This is a genomic window from Stenotrophomonas sp. 22692, assembly GCF_052045015.1.
Lineage (GTDB): Bacteria > Pseudomonadota > Gammaproteobacteria > Xanthomonadales > Xanthomonadaceae > Stenotrophomonas > Stenotrophomonas geniculata.
Map to the genome: position 1 here is coordinate 1 of NZ_JBQEMR010000040.1, position 15,834 is coordinate 15,834.

Annotated in this window: 16 protein-coding genes; 10 read left to right on the forward strand and 6 right to left on the reverse strand. The window is 67.0% G+C overall.

Annotated features, from left to right (window positions below; translation table 11 throughout):
• Window positions 1-78: 78 nt before the first annotated feature.
• A complete protein-coding gene (gene smeF, locus ACTJJM_RS18245) occupies window positions 79-1,464 on the forward strand; it encodes a multidrug efflux RND transporter outer membrane subunit SmeF (RefSeq protein ID WP_049452838.1) in 1,386 nt (461 codons plus the stop codon).
• A gap of 107 nt (window positions 1,465-1,571) precedes the next feature.
• Here the strand turns inward: smeF and ACTJJM_RS18250 are convergent, their stop codons facing one another.
• The 5 genes from ACTJJM_RS18250 to ACTJJM_RS18270 form a co-directional block, all read right to left on the reverse strand.
• On the reverse strand, window positions 1,572-2,024 hold the full coding sequence (locus ACTJJM_RS18250) for an REP-associated tyrosine transposase (RefSeq protein WP_100051363.1): 453 nt from the start codon (window positions 2,022-2,024) through the stop codon (window positions 1,572-1,574).
• 107 nt (window positions 2,025-2,131) lie between these two features.
• A complete protein-coding gene (locus tag ACTJJM_RS18255) occupies window positions 2,132-2,554 on the reverse strand; it encodes a low affinity iron permease family protein (RefSeq protein ID WP_010481401.1) in 423 nt (140 codons plus the stop codon).
• Window positions 2,555-2,621: 67 nt separating this feature from the next.
• Window positions 2,622-2,957 carry a hypothetical protein gene (locus ACTJJM_RS18260; protein ID WP_005411085.1) on the reverse strand — a complete coding sequence of 112 codons (336 nt, stop codon included), beginning with the start codon at window positions 2,955-2,957 and terminating at the stop codon, window positions 2,622-2,624.
• Window positions 2,958-3,032: 75 nt separating this feature from the next.
• Window positions 3,033-3,293 (reverse strand): hypothetical protein, encoded by a 261-nt coding sequence (locus ACTJJM_RS18265; protein WP_010481405.1) that lies wholly within the window; start codon window positions 3,291-3,293, stop codon window positions 3,033-3,035.
• Window positions 3,294-3,491: 198 nt separating this feature from the next.
• On the reverse strand, window positions 3,492-3,944 hold the full coding sequence (locus ACTJJM_RS18270) for a nucleoside deaminase (protein ID WP_005411083.1): 453 nt from the start codon (window positions 3,942-3,944) through the stop codon (window positions 3,492-3,494).
• Window positions 3,945-4,024: 80 nt separating this feature from the next.
• Here ACTJJM_RS18270 and ubiE point away from each other — a divergent pair, with 80 nt between their 5' ends.
• The 4 genes from ubiE (at window position 4,025) to ACTJJM_RS18290 (ending at window position 8,443) form a co-directional block, all read left to right on the forward strand.
• Complete coding sequence (ubiE, locus tag ACTJJM_RS18275; RefSeq protein WP_005411082.1) at window positions 4,025-4,786, forward strand: bifunctional demethylmenaquinone methyltransferase/2-methoxy-6-polyprenyl-1,4-benzoquinol methylase UbiE; 762 nt, start codon at window positions 4,025-4,027, stop codon at window positions 4,784-4,786.
• Between the two features lie 246 nt (window positions 4,787-5,032).
• Complete coding sequence (locus tag ACTJJM_RS18280) at window positions 5,033-6,961, forward strand: M1 family metallopeptidase (RefSeq protein ID WP_010481409.1); 1,929 nt, start codon at window positions 5,033-5,035, stop codon at window positions 6,959-6,961.
• A gap of 127 nt (window positions 6,962-7,088) precedes the next feature.
• Window positions 7,089-7,820, forward strand: a complete 732-nt coding sequence (locus ACTJJM_RS18285; protein WP_019337678.1) for a hypothetical protein — start codon at window positions 7,089-7,091, stop codon at window positions 7,818-7,820.
• Entirely contained in the window at window positions 7,820-8,443 is a 624-nt protein-coding gene (locus ACTJJM_RS18290) for an HAD family hydrolase (protein ID WP_010481411.1), read from the forward strand. Before ACTJJM_RS18285 ends, ACTJJM_RS18290 begins: the two co-directional genes overlap by 1 nt.
• Before the next feature lie 186 nt (window positions 8,444-8,629).
• Here the strand turns inward: ACTJJM_RS18290 and ACTJJM_RS18295 are convergent, their stop codons facing one another.
• Complete coding sequence (locus tag ACTJJM_RS18295; RefSeq protein WP_010481412.1) at window positions 8,630-9,568, reverse strand: carbohydrate kinase family protein; 939 nt, start codon at window positions 9,566-9,568, stop codon at window positions 8,630-8,632.
• A gap of 283 nt (window positions 9,569-9,851) precedes the next feature.
• Here ACTJJM_RS18295 and ACTJJM_RS18300 point away from each other — a divergent pair, with 283 nt between their 5' ends.
• From ACTJJM_RS18300 to rodA, 5 genes are all read left to right on the forward strand, one after another.
• Window positions 9,852-10,898 carry a rod shape-determining protein gene (locus ACTJJM_RS18300; RefSeq protein ID WP_005419402.1) on the forward strand — a complete coding sequence of 349 codons (1,047 nt, stop codon included), beginning with the start codon at window positions 9,852-9,854 and terminating at the stop codon, window positions 10,896-10,898.
• Window positions 10,899-11,019: 121 nt separating this feature from the next.
• Entirely contained in the window at window positions 11,020-12,153 is a 1,134-nt protein-coding gene (gene mreC / locus ACTJJM_RS18305; protein ID WP_126559761.1) for a rod shape-determining protein MreC, read from the forward strand.
• Window positions 12,150-12,635 carry a rod shape-determining protein MreD gene (gene mreD / locus ACTJJM_RS18310; protein WP_010481414.1) on the forward strand — a complete coding sequence of 162 codons (486 nt, stop codon included), beginning with the start codon at window positions 12,150-12,152 and terminating at the stop codon, window positions 12,633-12,635. Before mreC ends, mreD begins: the two co-directional genes overlap by 4 nt.
• A gap of 3 nt (window positions 12,636-12,638) precedes the next feature.
• Complete coding sequence (gene mrdA, locus ACTJJM_RS18315) at window positions 12,639-14,717, forward strand: penicillin-binding protein 2 (RefSeq protein ID WP_010481416.1); 2,079 nt, start codon at window positions 12,639-12,641, stop codon at window positions 14,715-14,717.
• On the forward strand, window positions 14,714-15,826 hold the full coding sequence (gene rodA, locus ACTJJM_RS18320; protein WP_010481418.1) for a rod shape-determining protein RodA: 1,113 nt from the start codon (window positions 14,714-14,716) through the stop codon (window positions 15,824-15,826). The genes mrdA and rodA overlap by 4 nt, the downstream gene beginning before the upstream one ends.
• Window positions 15,827-15,834: the final 8 nt, after the last annotated feature.

A 15,834-nucleotide genomic window follows, 5' to 3' on the forward strand; every position in this document is an offset into this window, starting at 1 on the left:
CCCCCCCCCCCCCCCCCCCCCCCCCCCCCCCCCCCCCCCCCCCCCCCCCGCTACCACCGTGACCCCCAAGGTGTCGCCATGAAATTCTCTTCTCTTGCTGTATCCCTGGCCGGCGTGCTCGCGCTGGCCGGCTGCTCCACTCTGGTGCCGAAGAACACCGCTGTCGCTCCGGCGATTCCGGCGCAGTGGCCGGCCGAAGCCGCGCAGGGCCAGGTGGCCGATGTCGCCGCCGTCGGCTGGCGCGACTTCTTCACCGATCCACGCCTGCAGCAGGTGATCGAGCAGTCGCTGCAGAACAACCGCGACCTGCGCGTGGCCGTGCTCAATGTAGAGCGCGCGCGCGGCCAGTACCGCGTACAACGCGCCGACCGCGTGCCCGGCGTGGCTGTCACCGGCCAGATGGAGCGCCGAGGCACCGACGCCGGCGTCACCGAGCAGTTCACCGCCGGTGTCGGCGTGGCCGAGTTCGAGCTGGATCTGTTCGGCCGCGTGCGCAATCTCAGTGAAGCGGCGTTGCAGCAGTACTTCGCCGTGGCCGCCAACCGCCGCAACGCGCAGCTGAGTCTGGTGGCCGAGACCGCGACTGCGTGGCTGACCTATGGTGCCGATGCGCAGCAGCTGAAGATCGCCGAGGCCACGTTGAAGACCTACGAGGATTCGCTGCGCCTGGCCGAGGCCCGCCACGAACGTGGTGGCAGTTCGGCGCTGGAGCTGACCCAGACCCGTACCCTGGTCGAGACTGCACGTACGGATGCTGCACGCCTGCGTGGCCAGCTGGCCCAGGACCGCAATGCGCTGGCGCTGCTGGCCGGTGGCCAGCTGGATCCGGCACTGCTGCCGGACAGCATCGAACCGCAGCTGCTTGCACTGGCCCCGCCGCCGGCCGGCCTGCCCAGCGACGTGCTGCTGCAGCGCCCGGACATCATGGCCGCCGAACACCAGCTGCTGGCCGCAAACGCCAACATCGGTGCGGCACGCGCGGCGTTCTTCCCGAGCATCTCGCTGACCGGCAGCATCGGCAGTGGTTCGAACGAACTGTCCAACCTGTTCGACAGTGGCACCCGTGTATGGAGTTTCCTGCCGAAGATCACCCTGCCGATCTTCCAGGGCGGCAAGCTGCGCGCCAATCTGGCCATCGCCAACGCAGATCGTGATATCGCTCTGGCGCAGTACGAGAAGTCGATCCAGGTGGGCTTCCGCGAAACCGCCGATGCGCTGGCATTGAATGTCAGCCTGGACGAGCAGGTGAGTTCACAGCAGCGCCTGGTGGACGCGGCCGAACAGGCCAACCGCCTGTCGCAGGCCCGCTACGACGCGGGGCTGGACAGCTTCGTCACCCTGCTTGATGCGCGGCGTACCGCCTACAACGCGCAGCAGACCCAGCTGCAGGCCCAGCTGGCGCAACAGGCCAACCGCATCACCCTGTACAAGGTGCTGGGTGGCGGCTGGCACGAGCGCAGCTGAGCAGCAATTCGATACCGGTAGCGCCGGGCCACGCCCGGCGGCCTTTCGTTCCTGCATGCCTGACGTCTGGGCGGACCGCACTTCGTGCTCGCCGGCATGGCCAGGCGCTACCGCATGGGCCAACGGCACCATGCAAACGGATATTCATCGAGATGCAGGGTCAATCCTGCTCGGATGGGGTTGCCCAGGATGTACAACGCATGGCGCCTCAAGGCTTCCTCGCTGCGTACCGCGTGATCGAAATAGCTCGGCTGCCACAAAGGCGTCTGTATGCCGAACTGCTGCCCCAGCAACCGGCTGCTGCGGGATTTCACCGTTCCCATCATGCGCGCCAGTGATCCGTCGCGCAGCTGCATCAGCCAATGCAGATGGTCAGGCATGACGACCCAAGCAAAGGACCGACTGAGGCCCATGCGTTCAACATACCTCAATGCATCCACAAGACACGTTGCACAACGTGGATCTTCAAAGACCGGGCGCCGGTGGCGTACGACCGTGGTGAAGACGTAGTAGCCCCCGATATGGGAGTGGCGGCCACGTTCCAGATGACGGCTGGACATGGCGCCAGTCTGCACTGATGGGATGTCCGCCGTTATCAGCCGAGGGCGATGGCCCGTGTGGGATTCTTCCGGGTATCGCGCTCGCCGGGCATGGCCCGGCGCTACCGTCAGATCGCTTCATCATCGCGCGGGGCCGCGCGGCAGGCGCGCACGCGCAGCAGCGCGTCACCGGCCTCGCGGGCCATGCGCTCGTATTCGGCGCGGATCTCTTCCAGCCGCGCTTCGTCCAGTTCTTCCAGATCCAACAGTTCGTTGTTGGCTTCGGCTGTCGCCCGGATCAGCTCGTCCAGCTTGATCTGCATCGCGGCGGTATCCGCGTTCTGCGTGTGCTGGATCAGGAACACCATCAGGAAGGTGATGATGGTGGTGCCGGTGTTGATCACCAGCTGCCAGGTGTCGTTGAAACCGAACACCGGGCCACTGATGCCCCAGATCACCACGATCGCTACTGCGGCCAGGAAGGTCCACGGCGAGCCGGTGGCGGCCGCGGCCTTCTTGGCGATCGTATTGAACAGGTTGCGTGCTTTCATCGTCGTCGTCCCACTCAGGTGACGAGGATGATCGGCAGTGGCCCGTGCAGGCGCCGTGCAGCGGCGGTCAGGCGCGCATGCGCTGCAGGCGCGGTGCCTGCAGGCTGCGCACCGGACTGCTCTGGTAGACGTGCTGCCAGCAACGGTCGACGAACTCGCGGGCCTGTGCTTCGCTCAGTCGCGGCATGATCTGCAGGGCGTACTGGGTCTGGAACATCTCGTCACGTTCGGCCTCGCTGGCGCGCGGCTGGGTGATCAGCGAATCGCAGGCAAACTTGATCCACGGCACGTATGAGCCGAACGAGTTGTGCGGCAGTGCGCCTTCGGCATGTTGGCGGCGCCAGTGATCCAGCTCGGCGTCAACGTTGATGACCGGAGGGATGGTGGGGACTTCAGCGTGCATGACAATCCAGTTCGGTTGAGTGGAAAGGGAGTGGGGGTTCATCGGAGTGTGGCGTATGTGGCGGTGCATGCCGCGTCAGCGCGATGTGGAGCTGGCGTTGGCATGTCCGATCAACTGCGCACGCTCGACGGCACCGAGATCTTCGGCGATGTCGGCCATCGCATTGCACAGGCGCTCATGGTCGAGCGGGTGGCCGCGCACCAGCTCCAGCTGCAGGCCCTGGTAGGCAGTCCAGAACAGTGCGCCACGCTGGTGCAGTGCGTACTGCTGCTGCAGGCGCTTGCGGATGGCGTCTAGGATCGGGTCAGGCGTAGGTCGTACGGCGTGCGCGCACATGGCTGGCTCCGCCGGGGAAAGAAGTCCCGGTAACCCCACCCTAGGCGCGGCAGCCGGGCGGGGTGTTATCGCAGCGTGTGCACGTTGCGCAGCTGACTGTGCACGGGTTCACGGCAATGGCCGCAAACGCTGCCGGCACTAGGGCGTGCCGGCGCTGAAGCGTTCATTAAACGGGTTCAACAGGACACTGCGTGGTGATCATTCACCGATGTCTTCGTTCCAGATCTCCGGGTGCTGCGCAATGAAGCCGCCCAGCAGGTCCACGCATTCCTGGCTGTCCAGGTCGATCACGTTGACGCCGTTTTCCCGCAACCAGTCGATGCCGCCCTGGAAGGTGCGCGATTCGCCCACCACCACGGTGCCGATGTTGAACTGGCGCACCAGGCCCGAGCAGTACCAGCACGGTGCCAGGGTGGTGACCATGATCGTGTCCTGGTAACGGCGCTGGCGGCCGGCCTTGCGGAACGCATCGGTTTCGCCGTGCACCGACGGGTCGCCCTCCTGCACGCGGCGGTTATGGCCGCAGCCGAGCAGGCGGCCGTCGTTGTGGTACAGCGCCGCGCCGATCGGCACGCCGCCTTCGGCCAGGCCCTGGCGGGCTTCGGCGATGGCGGTCTGCAGCAGGGCCTGGTAGTCGGGCGTGGTGATCATGCGGGGCTCCGGTAAGTCGTGGCCCGCCATGATACGGGCAGGGGGTGCCGCTGGCCCCCGGCGGTGCGATAATCGGGGCCATGAGCGAATCCCCCTACAAAGCCGGTACCACCCATTTCGGGTTCCGCGACGTCGCCGCCAAGGACAAGCAGAAGCTGGTCGGCCAGGTGTTCACCTCGGTCGCGCGCAACTACGACCTGATGAACGACCTGATGAGCCTGGGCGTGCACCGGGCGTGGAAGCGCTACTACGTGGCGACCGCGCAGGTGAAGCCGGGCGACCGCGTGCTCGACCTGGCGGGCGGCACCGGCGACATCGCCGCCCTGCTGAAGGAGCGCGTCGGCGCCGAGGGCTCGGTGGTGCTGGGCGACATCAACGCCGGCATGCTGTCGGTCGGCCGCGACCGCCTGACCAACCGCGGCCTGGTGCTCGGCCTGGACTACGTGCAGTGCAACGCCGAAGCCCTGCCGTTCCCGGACAACAGCTTCGACCTGGTCACCATCGCCTTCGGCCTGCGCAACGTCACCGACAAGGACGCCGGCCTGCGCGAGATGTACCGCGTGCTGAAGGTGGGCGGCCAGGCCCGCGTGCTGGAGTTCTCCGAAGTCACCGCGGACTGGTTCAAGCCGATCTACGACTTCCACTCGTTCAAGATCCTGCCCAAGCTGGGCAAGTTGTTCGCCAATGATTCGGACAGCTACCAGTACCTGGCCGAGAGCATCCGCAAGCACCCGCCGCAGGATGAACTGAAGGCGATGATGGGGCAGGCCGGTTTCGAGCGCTGCCACTACAAGAACCTGACCGGCGGCATCGTTTCGATCCACTCCGGCTACAAGCTGTAAGCCTTGCCCTGGTGGGTGCCAACCCTGGTTGGCACTCGGCCGCTGCGGTCATCCGCTCTGGTAGGTGCCGACCTTGGTCGGCACGGGCCTGCCACATGCGATGAAAGATCCGTGCCAACCAAGGTTGGCACCTACCCGGGGCGCCGCCGCAGGATCGGCCTTGGCCGCATTACCCCGCACCGCGCAACGCCTGCCGGGCCGGAGGGAGGTACCATTGGGGTTTGATCCCCGTAACGGTCCCGATTCATGCGTAATCCGCTGATGCTCCTTCCGCTGGCCGTGGCCCTGGCCGCCGGCTGCTCCCAGGAGGCGGCCGCGCCCGCCGCCGCCCCGACTGCCACAAAGGCCCCTGCCGCCCCCGTGAACGCCGAGAACCGCAGCCACGACGAAAGCTCGTACGCCGAGCCGGACAAGGTCGCCATCAAGGACATCGCACTGGATCTGAAGCTGGACTTCGACCAGAAGCAGATCGGCGGCACCGCCACCTACACCCTGGAATGGAAGCAGAAGGACGCCAAGCAGCTGGTGCTCGACACCCGCGAGCTGACCGTGTCCAAGGTTGAGGCCGTTGCCGCCGATGGCGCGCGCAGCCCGCTGAAGTTCGAGCTGGCCGCCGCTGACAAGGTGTTCGGCAGCAAGCTGACCATCGAGGCTCCGGAACAGCCGGCCAAGGTGGAAGTGACCTATCACACCGCGCCGACCGCCTCGGGCCTGCAGTGGCTGGCACCGTCGATGACCGAGGGCAAGAAGCTGCCCTTCATGTTCAGCCAGTCGCAGGCGATCCACGCCCGTTCCTGGGTGCCGCTGCAGGACACCCCGAGCGTTCGCTTCACCTACAGCGCGCACGTGGTCTCGCGCCCGGACGTGATGGTGCTGATGAGCGCCGACAACGATCCGAAGGCCGCGCGTGACGGTGACTACACCTTCAAGATGCCGCAGCCGATTCCGTCCTACCTGCTGGCCATCGCCGCCGGCGACCTGGTGTTCGAGCCGATCTCCGGCCGCTCCGGCGTCTGGGCCGAGCCGACCATGGTCAACAAGGCCGCCAAGGAATTCGAAGACACCGAAAAGATGATCGGTGCCGCCGAGAAGCTGTACGGCGAATACCGCTGGGGCCGCTACGACATGCTGGTGCTGCCGCCGTCGTTCCCGTTCGGCGGCATGGAAAACCCGCGCCTGACCTTCGCCACCCCGACCGTAATCGTCGGCGACAAGTCGTTGGTCTCGCTGGTCGCCCACGAACTGGCGCACAGCTGGTCGGGCAACCTGGTGACCAACGCCAGCTGGAAGGACATCTGGCTCAATGAAGGCTTCACCACCTACGTCCAGGGCCGCATCACCGAAGCCCTGTACGGCAAGGAAATGGCCGAGATGGAGAAGCAGATCGACCAGACCGACCTGCTGGCCGAAGTGAAGGACATGAGCCCGGCTGACCAGGCACTGGCGCTGCCGCCGCTGAACGAGCGTGATCCTGACGAAGCGCTCAGCCAGGTGGCCTACGTCAAGGGTGCGTGGTTCCTGGAATTCCTGGAGCAGCGCTTCGGCCGCGAGACCTTCGATCCGTTCCTGCGCGGCTGGTTCGATGACCACGCCTTCCAGAGCGCGAACACCGACCAGTTCGTCGCGTACATGAAGAAGAACCTGCTGCCGAAGAATCCCTCGGCCGTGACCGAGGCCGAACTGAAGGCGTGGCTGGACGAGCCGGGCATTCCGGCGTTCGCTGCCAAGGCGCAGTCGCGCAACTTCAGCAGCGTCGATACCGCGCGCATCGCCTTCGCCAGCGCCGGCACCGTGCCGAGCAGCCAGGTCATCGCCGACTGGAGCACGCAGGAATGGGTGCGCTTCATCGACGGCCTGGGTGCGACCCAGCCGCTGGACAAGCTGGCCACGCTGGACAAGGCCTTCCACTTCACTGGCACCCCGAATGGCGAGATCGCCATGCGCTGGTACCCGCTGGCGATCCGCAGCGGCTACGAGCAGGCCAATGAAGGCGCGGCGGCATTCATCGAGCGCGTCGGCCGTCGCAAGCTGATCCTGCCGATCTACGCCGAACTGGTGAAGACCCCGAAGGGGCTGGAGCTGGCCAAGCAGGCCTTCGAAAAGGCCAAGCCGGGCTACCACCCGATCACCACCGCCTCGGTCCAGGACATGCTGGCCAAGGCTGAAGCCAAGTAAGCGGTAGTGCCGGCCGCTGGCCGGCAACCGTTCACTGCTTCACCACCAACGGCGGGGAAACCCGCCGTTGGTGTATCCGCTTTTCGCTGCCGATAGAATCGGGATGCACCCGCAAAGGACCTCCGCCATGAAACGACTGATCCTGCTCACCGCCTGCACCCTGGCGCTGGCCGCCTGCAGCAACCCCGAGGAAGAACGCAAGGCGCAGGAAGCCGCCGCAGCCGCCGTGCAGGCGCAGAAGGAGGCCAAGGCCGAAGACGTGGCCAAGCAGTACGACATGGCCGTGGCCGCGCAGGACTGGGAGCGCGCGCGCCTGCATGGTGCCTCGCTGCTGGACCAGTACAAGGACACCGCGGCCGCCGAGCGCATCGCCGCAGGCTTCGACGAGGTCAAGGCCAAGGGCGATGCCGCGCGCGACCTGCGCCGCATGCAGGCGCTGTGGCAGTACAACCAGATCCCGGTGGGCAACAAGGGCAACCAGGTTTCGGCGCAGATCTACAGCAAGGAACGGGTGGACGTGGATGGCAGCGGCGCCAAGCCGGTGCAGCTGGTGTTCCGCGATCATCCGGAGTGGAAGCGGCATGCGTATCTGGTGCTGCAGGCCGGCGATTTCCGTTGCCCGCAGTGCACGGTGAAAGTAACCGTGGACGACGGCAAGCCGATTTCCATGGCGGCGTGGCGTCCGAAGACCGATGAAGCCATTGCCCTGTTCATCACCGACCAGAAGGCGCTGTGGAAGCTGGCGCGCAAGGGCAAGTCGATCAGCATCGAGTTCCCGGTCAAGGCCGGTGGCACCCGCACCGCTGTGTTCGAAACCGGTGGCGTCGACGCCAGCCGCATGCCGCAGTGGTGGCAGTGATGGTTGCGGCGGGCAGCGCAGTGCACGCGTTGTCCGCGATCCGGCACTGGGTGTTCGACATGGATGGCACGCTGACCGTCGCCGTGCATGATTTCGCCGCGATCCGCCGCGCGCTGGAGATCGCGGCCGAGGAAGACATCCTTGACCATATTGCGGCGTTGCCGGACGCACCGGCGCAGGCCAAGCGCGAGTGGCTGCTGGATCATGAGCGCGCGCTGGCCGAGGACGCACTGCCGGCACCGGGTGCGCTGAAGCTGCTGCGCGCGTTGTCGGCGGCAGGCTGCCGGCTCGGCATCCTGACCCGCAATGATCATGCGCTGGCGAAGCTGACGTTGGACGCGATCGGGGTCGGGGCGTTGTTCGACGATGCCGACATCATCGGCCGCGATGAAGCGGTGCCCAAACCCTCACCGGATGGCCTGCAGCAGCATCTGCGGCGTTGGGGGATCGGGGCTGCGGAGGCGGTGATGGTCGGTGACCACGCCTACGACCTGGAGTGCGGCCGTGCGGCCGGCGCCCATACCGTGCTGGTCAACCTGCCGGAAAACCCATGGCCGGGCCGTGCCGACTGGCATTTCGCTGATTGCCGCGCCTTGCTGGCTGCCTGGCAGGGCGCTTGCTGATGTAGAGCCGAGCCCACGCTCGGCTGCTCTCCTCCGGTCAGATCGCGCTGGCGCGCGCAAGCCGAGCATGGCTCGGCTCTACAGAGAGCAGGCCACGTGTCGGTCGGAGGTTCCGGTAGTGCCGGCCGCTGGCCGGCAGTGTCGACCAAGGTCGACACCTACCGATCAGATGTGCGGGCAGTTCGGTTACGCGCTCAGCGCGTAACCGAACTGCTGCTTGAACTGCTCGTTGAACTCATCGAAGGTGAAGCGCTGGTTCTGCGTGCCCGGGTGCTCGACCTTCAGCGCGCCCATCAGGTTGCCCATGCGGCCGATGGTCAGCCAGTCGTAGCCCTTCTGGATGCCGTAGATCAGGCCGGCGCGGAAGGCGTCGCCACAGCCGGTCGGGTCGACCACGCGGCGCTCATGCGCCGGCGGAATGTCGTAGCTCTTTTCCGGGGTGTGGATGACCGCGCCCTTCGGGCCGCGGGTGGTGATGTAGGCCTTGACCCGGCTGACGATCTCTTTCTCGTCCCAGCCAGTGCGTTCCTGCAGCAGGTTCGACTCGTAGTCGTTGACCACCACGTAGTCGGCCTGCTCGATGAACTCGCGCAGTTCCGGGCCGTTGAACAGCGGCATGGCCTGGCCCGGGTCGAAGATGAACGGGATGCCGTCTTCGTGGAATTCCTGCGCGTTCTGGATCATGCCTTCGCGGCCGTCCGGGCCGACCAGGCCCAGGGTCACGCCCGGTACGCCACGCACGTGGTTTTCGTAGGAACGCATCATCGCGCCCGGGTGGAAGGCGGTGATCTGGTTGTTGTCGTGATCGGTGGTGATGAACGCCTGCGGGGTGAACAGCTCATCGATCACGCGCACGCGCGACAGGTCGATGCCCAGGCCTTCGAAGTACTCACGGTACGGGCCAAAGTCCGAACCCACGGTGCCCATCGGGATCGGCTGGCCGCCCAGCAGGTGCAGGTTGTAGGCGATGTTGCCGGCGCAGCCGCCGAACTCGCGGCGCATGCGCGGGACCAGGAAGGACACGTTCAGGATGTGCACCTTGTCCGGCAGGATGTGATTCTTGAACTGGTCCGGGAACACCATGATGGTGTCGAAGGCAAGAGAACCACAGATCAGAGCGGACATCGATGTAAGCCTATGCGGTGAATTTTGGGGTGGGCCGGCCCGGTTCGGCGGGCAAGCAAACGGCGCCCTTGGGCGCCCGACGGCGCAAAGGTTACCCGCTGGTGCCGCTCAGGGCCAGAACCGGGTGAGACCCGATCAGGCCGAAAGCCTGTGAAGACGCGGGTTCAGCTAGTTTTTTCCTTGCTCGGCGGCAGGCGGGTTGCTAGGCTTGTCGGCCTCGATTTCTGCCCATTTTTTCGCCATCCCGCGGCGGGCACGACACCCCTCAGGACTCCTTCCTCAGATGTTCAAGAAACTCCGTGGCATGTTCTCCAACGACCTGTCCATCGACCTGGGCACGGCCAACACCCTCATCTACGTGCGCGGGCAGGGGATCGTGCTGAACGAGCCATCGGTCGTGGCCGTGCGTCAGGACCGTGCCATCGGTGGCACCCGCTCGGTGGCAGCCGTAGGCGCCGAAGCCAAGCAGATGCTGGGCCGTACCCCGGGCCACATCACCACCATCCGCCCGATGAAGGACGGCGTCATCGCCGACTTCACCTATACCGAGGCGATGCTCAAGCACTTCATCAAGAAGGTGCACAAATCGCGCGTGCTGCGCCCGAGCCCGCGCGTGCTGGTCTGCGTGCCGGCCGGCTCGACCCAGGTCGAGCGCCGCGCGATCAAGGAATCGGCCGAGGAAGCCGGTGCCCGTGACGTGTTCCTGATCGAAGAACCGATGGCGGCCGCGATCGGCGCCGGCATGCCGGTCACTGAAGCGCGTGGCTCGATGGTCATCGACATCGGCGGCGGCACCACCGAAGTGGCGGTGATCTCGCTCAACGGCATCGTCTACTCGGCGTCGGTCCGCATCGGTGGCGACCGCTTCGACGAGTCGATCACCAACTACGTGCGCCGCAACCACGGCATGCTGATCGGTGAAGCCACCGCTGAGCGCATCAAGGTCGAGCTGGGCTGTGCCTACCCGCAGGCGGAAGTGATCGAGATGGAAATCTCCGGCCGCAACCTCGCCGAGGGCGTGCCGAAGATGATCAAGATCAGCTCCAACGAGGTGCTTGAAGCCCTGCACGAGCCGCTGTCGGGCATCGTCAGCGCGGTCAAGCTGGCGCTGGAACAGACCCCGCCGGAACTGTGTGCCGACGTTGCCGAGCGCGGCATCGTGCTGACCGGTGGCGGCGCCCTGCTGCGTGACCTGGACCGCCTGATTTCCGAGGAAACCGGCCTGCACGTGCAGGTGGCGGACGATCCGCTGACCTGCGTGGCCCGCGGCGGTGGCCGTGCGCTGGAGCTGGTCGACATGCACGGCAACGAGTTCTTTGCGCCGGAATAAGCCGTCCCGGCTGCCTGCGCCCGCAGCGCCCCTCCGGGGTGCGGCCCGCCGTGATGGCGGGCCGGCACCGGCGGGGCGCCCGCGTGTTTCCCTTCCGCCTTCTGCCAGTTGAATCGTTGCCGTGCCGCCCTACGCCGGTCCTCCCGTCGCCTCCCGATCCGGTGATGCCGCCAGCCCCCTGCGGTTGCTGGCCTATCTCGCGTTGGCCATCACGCTGATCGTGCTCGATGACCAGGCCGGCTGGCTGGCGCGCCTGCGCGAGCAGGCCAACAGCCTGGTGCAGCCGGTCTGGGCACTGGCCGGCCTGCCCGGCAAGCTCGGCAACCAGGTCAAGGATTCTGCCGCCAGCCACAGCCAGCTGGTCGCCGAGAACCGCGAACTGCGCAACCAGCTGCTGCTGGCCAACGCGCGCCTGACCCGCCTGCAGACCGCCGCACTGGACAATGCCCAGCTGCGCGAACTGCTGAACGTGGCCGAGCGCAGTGGCCTGGACGTGCAGCTGGCGCCGATCCTGGACATCGACCTTGACCCGGTCAAACAGCGCCTGGTACTCGATGCCGGCAGCCGCGAGGGCGTGCATGTCGGCCAGGCGGTGATCGATGCCGGCGGCCTGATGGGCCAGGTGATCAGCGTCACCGGCGGTACCTCCACCGTGCTGCTGCTGACCGACCCCGACCATGCCGTGCCGGTGACCGTGGCCCGCAACGGCGTGCGCCTGATCGTCTACGGCCGCGGCGACACGCTGGAACTGCGCGACATCCCGCTCAGCGCCGGCGTGGAAGTGGGCGATGAGATCGTTACCTCCGGCCTCGGCGGTCGTTTCCCGGCCGGCTTCCCGGTCGGCACCATCACCGGCCTGCGCCCGGACGACACCCATGCCTTCCTGGTGGGCGAACTGAAGCCGGCCGCGCAGCTGGACCGCGGCCGCGACGTGCTTCTGCTGCGCCCCGGCGCGGCGATCCGTATTCCGCCGAACCTGCGCCTGCAGATGGAGCAGAGCGCTCCCGGTGGTCCGGCCGATGCCACAGCGCTGCCGACCGGCACCGCGCCTGCAGCGACGCAGCCCAGCCCGGTAGTGCCGGCCGCTGGCCGGCAACAGCCCTCGTCGCAAACGAGGACTGTTGCCCCCGCATCCTCCCTTACCCCCGCGCCTTCGGCGCGCCCCCCTCAACAAGAGGGGGGCTCTCCCCCAGCTGGATCCACGGGAGTGCCGGCCGCTGGCCGGCAACCGACCACGCCGGAGGCCCAGCGATGAGCCGCCTGCGCGACAACCCGTGGGTGCTGCCGGCCAGCCTGGTGGTGGCGCTGCTGCTGGGCCTGCTGCCGTTGCCGGCGCTGCTGCAGCCACTGCGCCCGTACTGGCTGGCGCTGGTGCTGGCGTATTGGGTGATCGAGACACCCGAGCGGGTCGGCCTGGGCATCGCTTTCGCCAGCGGCGTCATCGCCGACCTGCTGTACGGCGGCGTGCTCGGCGAACAGGCGCTGCGGCTGGTGATGCTGGCCTTCATCCTGCAGCGTTTCCGCGCCCGCATCCGCTTCTTCCCGATGTCGCAGCAGATGCTGGCCATCGGCGGCCTGCTGTTCAACGATCGCATCGTCAGCGCCCTGGTGCACATCCTGGTGGGTGAACCCACCCTGCCGTGGTCGTACTGGTGGGCGCCGCTGCTGGGCATGGGCCTGTGGCCGCTGGTGTTCGTGCTGCTGGATGCGGTGCGCTTCGGCAAGCGCGGGCGCTGAGCCATGATCCCGCGCCGCCAGGTCAAGAATCCGCACGCCGAAGCCGAACAGTTCCGCCGCCGCGCGGCGCTGGGTTTCCTGGGCGTGCTGGTCTGCCTGCTGGGACTGGGCGGCTGGTACTTCAAGCTGCAGGTGCTGGACCACGACGTCTACGCCACGCGCTCGGAAGCCAACCGCATCAAGCCGCGGCCGGTAGTGCCCGGGCGCGGCATGATCTACGACCGCAACGGTCGCCTGCTGGCCGAGAACGTGCCGGCGTTCCGCCTGGACGTGACCCCGGACAAGGTCAAGGACATGGACGCCACCCTGGAAGGGCTGGCGAAGATCATCAGCATCAGCCCGGAAGAGCTGGAAGCGTTCAACAAGTCGCGCAAGGCGCGCCGCAAGTTCCTGCCGGTCACGCTGAAGCTGCGCATGAGCGACGAGGAGATGGCGCGCTTCGCCGTCGACCGCTGGCGCTTCCCCGGCGTCGAGCTGGAGCCCTACCTGACCCGGCGCTACCCGTATGGCGACCTGTTCGCGCACATCATCGGCTACGTCGGCCGTGTCGACGACAAGGATCTGGAGATCCTCGGCGAAGGCAACGCCGCGCTGACCCACATCGGCAAGTCCGGCCTGGAGCGCTATTACGAGCAGCAGCTGCGCGGCAAGGTCGGCTACGAGCAGGTCGAGACCAACGTGCAGGGCCGTGCCATCCGCACCATCGGCCGCGTTGCCGCGCAGTCCGGCGCCGACCTGCGGCTGTCGATCGACGCCGACCTGCAGCGCGCCATGGTGGCCGCGTTCGGCGACCAGGAAGGCTCGGCCGTGGCGATGGACCCGCGTACCGGCGAAGTGCTGGCGATGGTCAGCCTGCCGTCGTACGACCCCAACCTGTTCGTCAACGGTATCTCGCATGCCGATTTCAAGGCGCTGAACGACAACCCGTCGCGGCCGCAGTTCAACCGCCTGGTGCTCGGTGGCGTCGCGCCCGGTTCCACGCTCAAGCCGCTGATCGGCCTGGCCGGCCTGGATTCGGGTGTACGCCGCCCGGAAGACAAGGTGTTGTCCACCGGCATGTTCTATCTGCCCGGCACCTCGCGTGGCTGGGGTGACTCGCACCGCGGTGGCCACGGCTGGACCGACCTGCGCAAATCCATCGCGCAGTCGGTCAACACCTACTACTACAAGCTGGCGCTGGACCTGGGCATCGAGCGCTTCGACCATTACATGGAGTACTACGGCTTCGGCCAGCCGACCGGTATCGACCTGACCGGCGAGATCGGCGGCATCCTGCCGTCGCCGGCCTACAAGCGGAAGAGCCGCAAGGAGGCCTGGTATCCGGGCGATACAGTCAACATCAGCATCGGCCAGGGTGACTGGAAGGTCACCCCGCTGCAGCTGGCGCGGGGTGTCAGTGGGCTGGCCAACGGGCAGCTGCGCACGCCCCATCTGGTGATCCAGCAGCGTGCGGGGTTCGACCATGACTGGATGGCGACCGACCCGGGCGAAAGCAAACCGGTCAGCCCGAACCCGAACAATCTGCAGGCGGTGCGCGAAGGCATGATGGCCACCATGCTGCCTGGCGGCAGCGCGGCCCGCATGGCCGCCGGCGCGCCGTATACGATGGCCGGCAAGACCGGTACCGCGCAGGTCGTCAGCCGCAAGGGCACGGCCGCGGTGAATCCGAAGAGCCTGCCGATGCACCTGCGCCACCGCGCGCTGTTCGTCGGTTTCGCGCCGGTCGACCAGCCGGTGATCGCGCTGGCGATCGCGGTGGAGGGCGGCGGCTACGGCGGTGCGGCGGCTGCGCCGATCGCACGCAAGGTGTTCGACGCCTATCTGCTGGGCAAGATGCCTGAAGGCATGCAGCCGCTGGACAGCGAGCGCGGCACCACCGCCATCGGTGCCACCGCGTTCGACAACGAAGATGTGGGCGCGCGCCAGGCCGGTGACCTTGCTGCGGCACAGCTGGGCGAGCACCCGGTGCTGGTCGGCGTGCCCGCGCCGGAACCGGCACCCGCACCGCCGCAGCCGGGGGCGCCGGCTGCGGCCGCGCTGCCGGCCACGCCACGCCCGACCACCGTGGAGCCCGCACGATGAGAGTGTTCCTGCGTTGGGCCGGCGACATGCTGCGTCGCTTCTTCAGCACGCTGGACTGGGTGTTGTGCCTGGCCCTGGGCGCGCTGATGGTGATCGGTCTGGCCACGCTGAAGAGTGCCGGTGGCGATGGCCTGGTGATGGCACAGGGCGCGCGCTTCGCAGTGGGCATGGCCGCGTTGTGGGGCATCTCGCGGGTACCGATCCTGCGGATCCGCTCGGCCACGCCGATGATCTACGCAATCTCGATGATCCCGCTGCTGGCGGTGTTTGTGCTGGGTACCGGCAAATACGGCCGGCAGTGGCTGGACCTGAAATTCTTCTACCTGCAGCCGGCCGAGCTGCTGAAGGTCAGCCTGCCGATGATGGTGGCCTGGTACCTGCACAAGATGCCGTTGCCACCGCGCTTCAACACCGTGCTCGTGGCCCTGGTCATCATCGGCGTACCAACCGGCCTGGTGATGCTGCAGCCGGACTTCGGCACCGGTGTGCTGATCGCCGCCAGCGGCGTGTTCGTGCTGCTGCTGGCAGGCCTGCCGTGGTGGTGGGTCGGCCTGGGTGTGGGCGGCGTGGCCGCGGTTGCGCCGGTGGCCTGGTTCTGGCTGCTGCGGCCGTACCAGAAGGACCGCATCATGATGTTCCTGGACCCGGAGATGGATGCGCTGGGGGCCGGCTGGAACATCATCCAGTCGAAGATCGCGATCGGTTCCGGCGGCTTCGATGGCAAGGGCTGGGGCGAAGGCTCGCAGTCGCACTTGAACTTCATTCCCGAGCAGACCACCGACTTCGCGTTCTCGGTGCTGAGTGAGGAATTCGGCTGGATCGGCGTGGCCACCGTGCTGGCGCTGTACCTTGTGGTGATCGGGCGTTGCCTGTGGATTGCCAGCCAGTCGCGCGATTCGTACTCGCGCCTGCTGGCCGGCGCTACCGGCCTGGCGTTCTTCGTCTATGTACTGGTGAACGGCGGGATGATTTCCGGCCTGCTGCCGGTGGTGGGCGTGCCGATGCCGCTGATCAGCTACGGCGGTACCTCGGCGGTGTCACTGCTGGCCGGCTTCGGGTTGGTGATGGCCGTGCGCAGTCACAACCCGGTGCACGGCGGCTACGGGTAACACCGGCT

Coding starts and splice junctions, on each gene's coding strand:
- smeF (WP_049452838.1), top strand. CDS start 79: ATGAAATTCTCTTCTCTTGCTGTATCCCTGGCCGGCGTGCTCGCGCTG.
- ACTJJM_RS18250 (WP_100051363.1), bottom strand. CDS start 2,024: ATGTCCAGCCGTCATCTGGAACGTGGCCGCCACTCCCATATCGGGGGC.
- ACTJJM_RS18255 (WP_010481401.1), bottom strand. CDS start 2,554: ATGAAAGCACGCAACCTGTTCAATACGATCGCCAAGAAGGCCGCGGCC.
- ACTJJM_RS18260 (WP_005411085.1), bottom strand. CDS start 2,957: ATGCACGCTGAAGTCCCCACCATCCCTCCGGTCATCAACGTTGACGCC.
- ACTJJM_RS18265 (WP_010481405.1), bottom strand. CDS start 3,293: ATGTGCGCGCACGCCGTACGACCTACGCCTGACCCGATCCTAGACGCC.
- ACTJJM_RS18270 (WP_005411083.1), bottom strand. CDS start 3,944: ATGATCACCACGCCCGACTACCAGGCCCTGCTGCAGACCGCCATCGCC.
- ubiE (WP_005411082.1), top strand. CDS start 4,025: ATGAGCGAATCCCCCTACAAAGCCGGTACCACCCATTTCGGGTTCCGC.
- ACTJJM_RS18280 (WP_010481409.1), top strand. CDS start 5,033: ATGCGTAATCCGCTGATGCTCCTTCCGCTGGCCGTGGCCCTGGCCGCC.
- ACTJJM_RS18285 (WP_019337678.1), top strand. CDS start 7,089: ATGAAACGACTGATCCTGCTCACCGCCTGCACCCTGGCGCTGGCCGCC.
- ACTJJM_RS18290 (WP_010481411.1), top strand. CDS start 7,820: ATGGTTGCGGCGGGCAGCGCAGTGCACGCGTTGTCCGCGATCCGGCAC.
- ACTJJM_RS18295 (WP_010481412.1), bottom strand. CDS start 9,568: ATGTCCGCTCTGATCTGTGGTTCTCTTGCCTTCGACACCATCATGGTG.
- ACTJJM_RS18300 (WP_005419402.1), top strand. CDS start 9,852: ATGTTCAAGAAACTCCGTGGCATGTTCTCCAACGACCTGTCCATCGAC.
- mreD (WP_010481414.1), top strand. CDS start 12,150: ATGAGCCGCCTGCGCGACAACCCGTGGGTGCTGCCGGCCAGCCTGGTG.
- mrdA (WP_010481416.1), top strand. CDS start 12,639: ATGATCCCGCGCCGCCAGGTCAAGAATCCGCACGCCGAAGCCGAACAG.
- rodA (WP_010481418.1), top strand. CDS start 14,714: ATGAGAGTGTTCCTGCGTTGGGCCGGCGACATGCTGCGTCGCTTCTTC.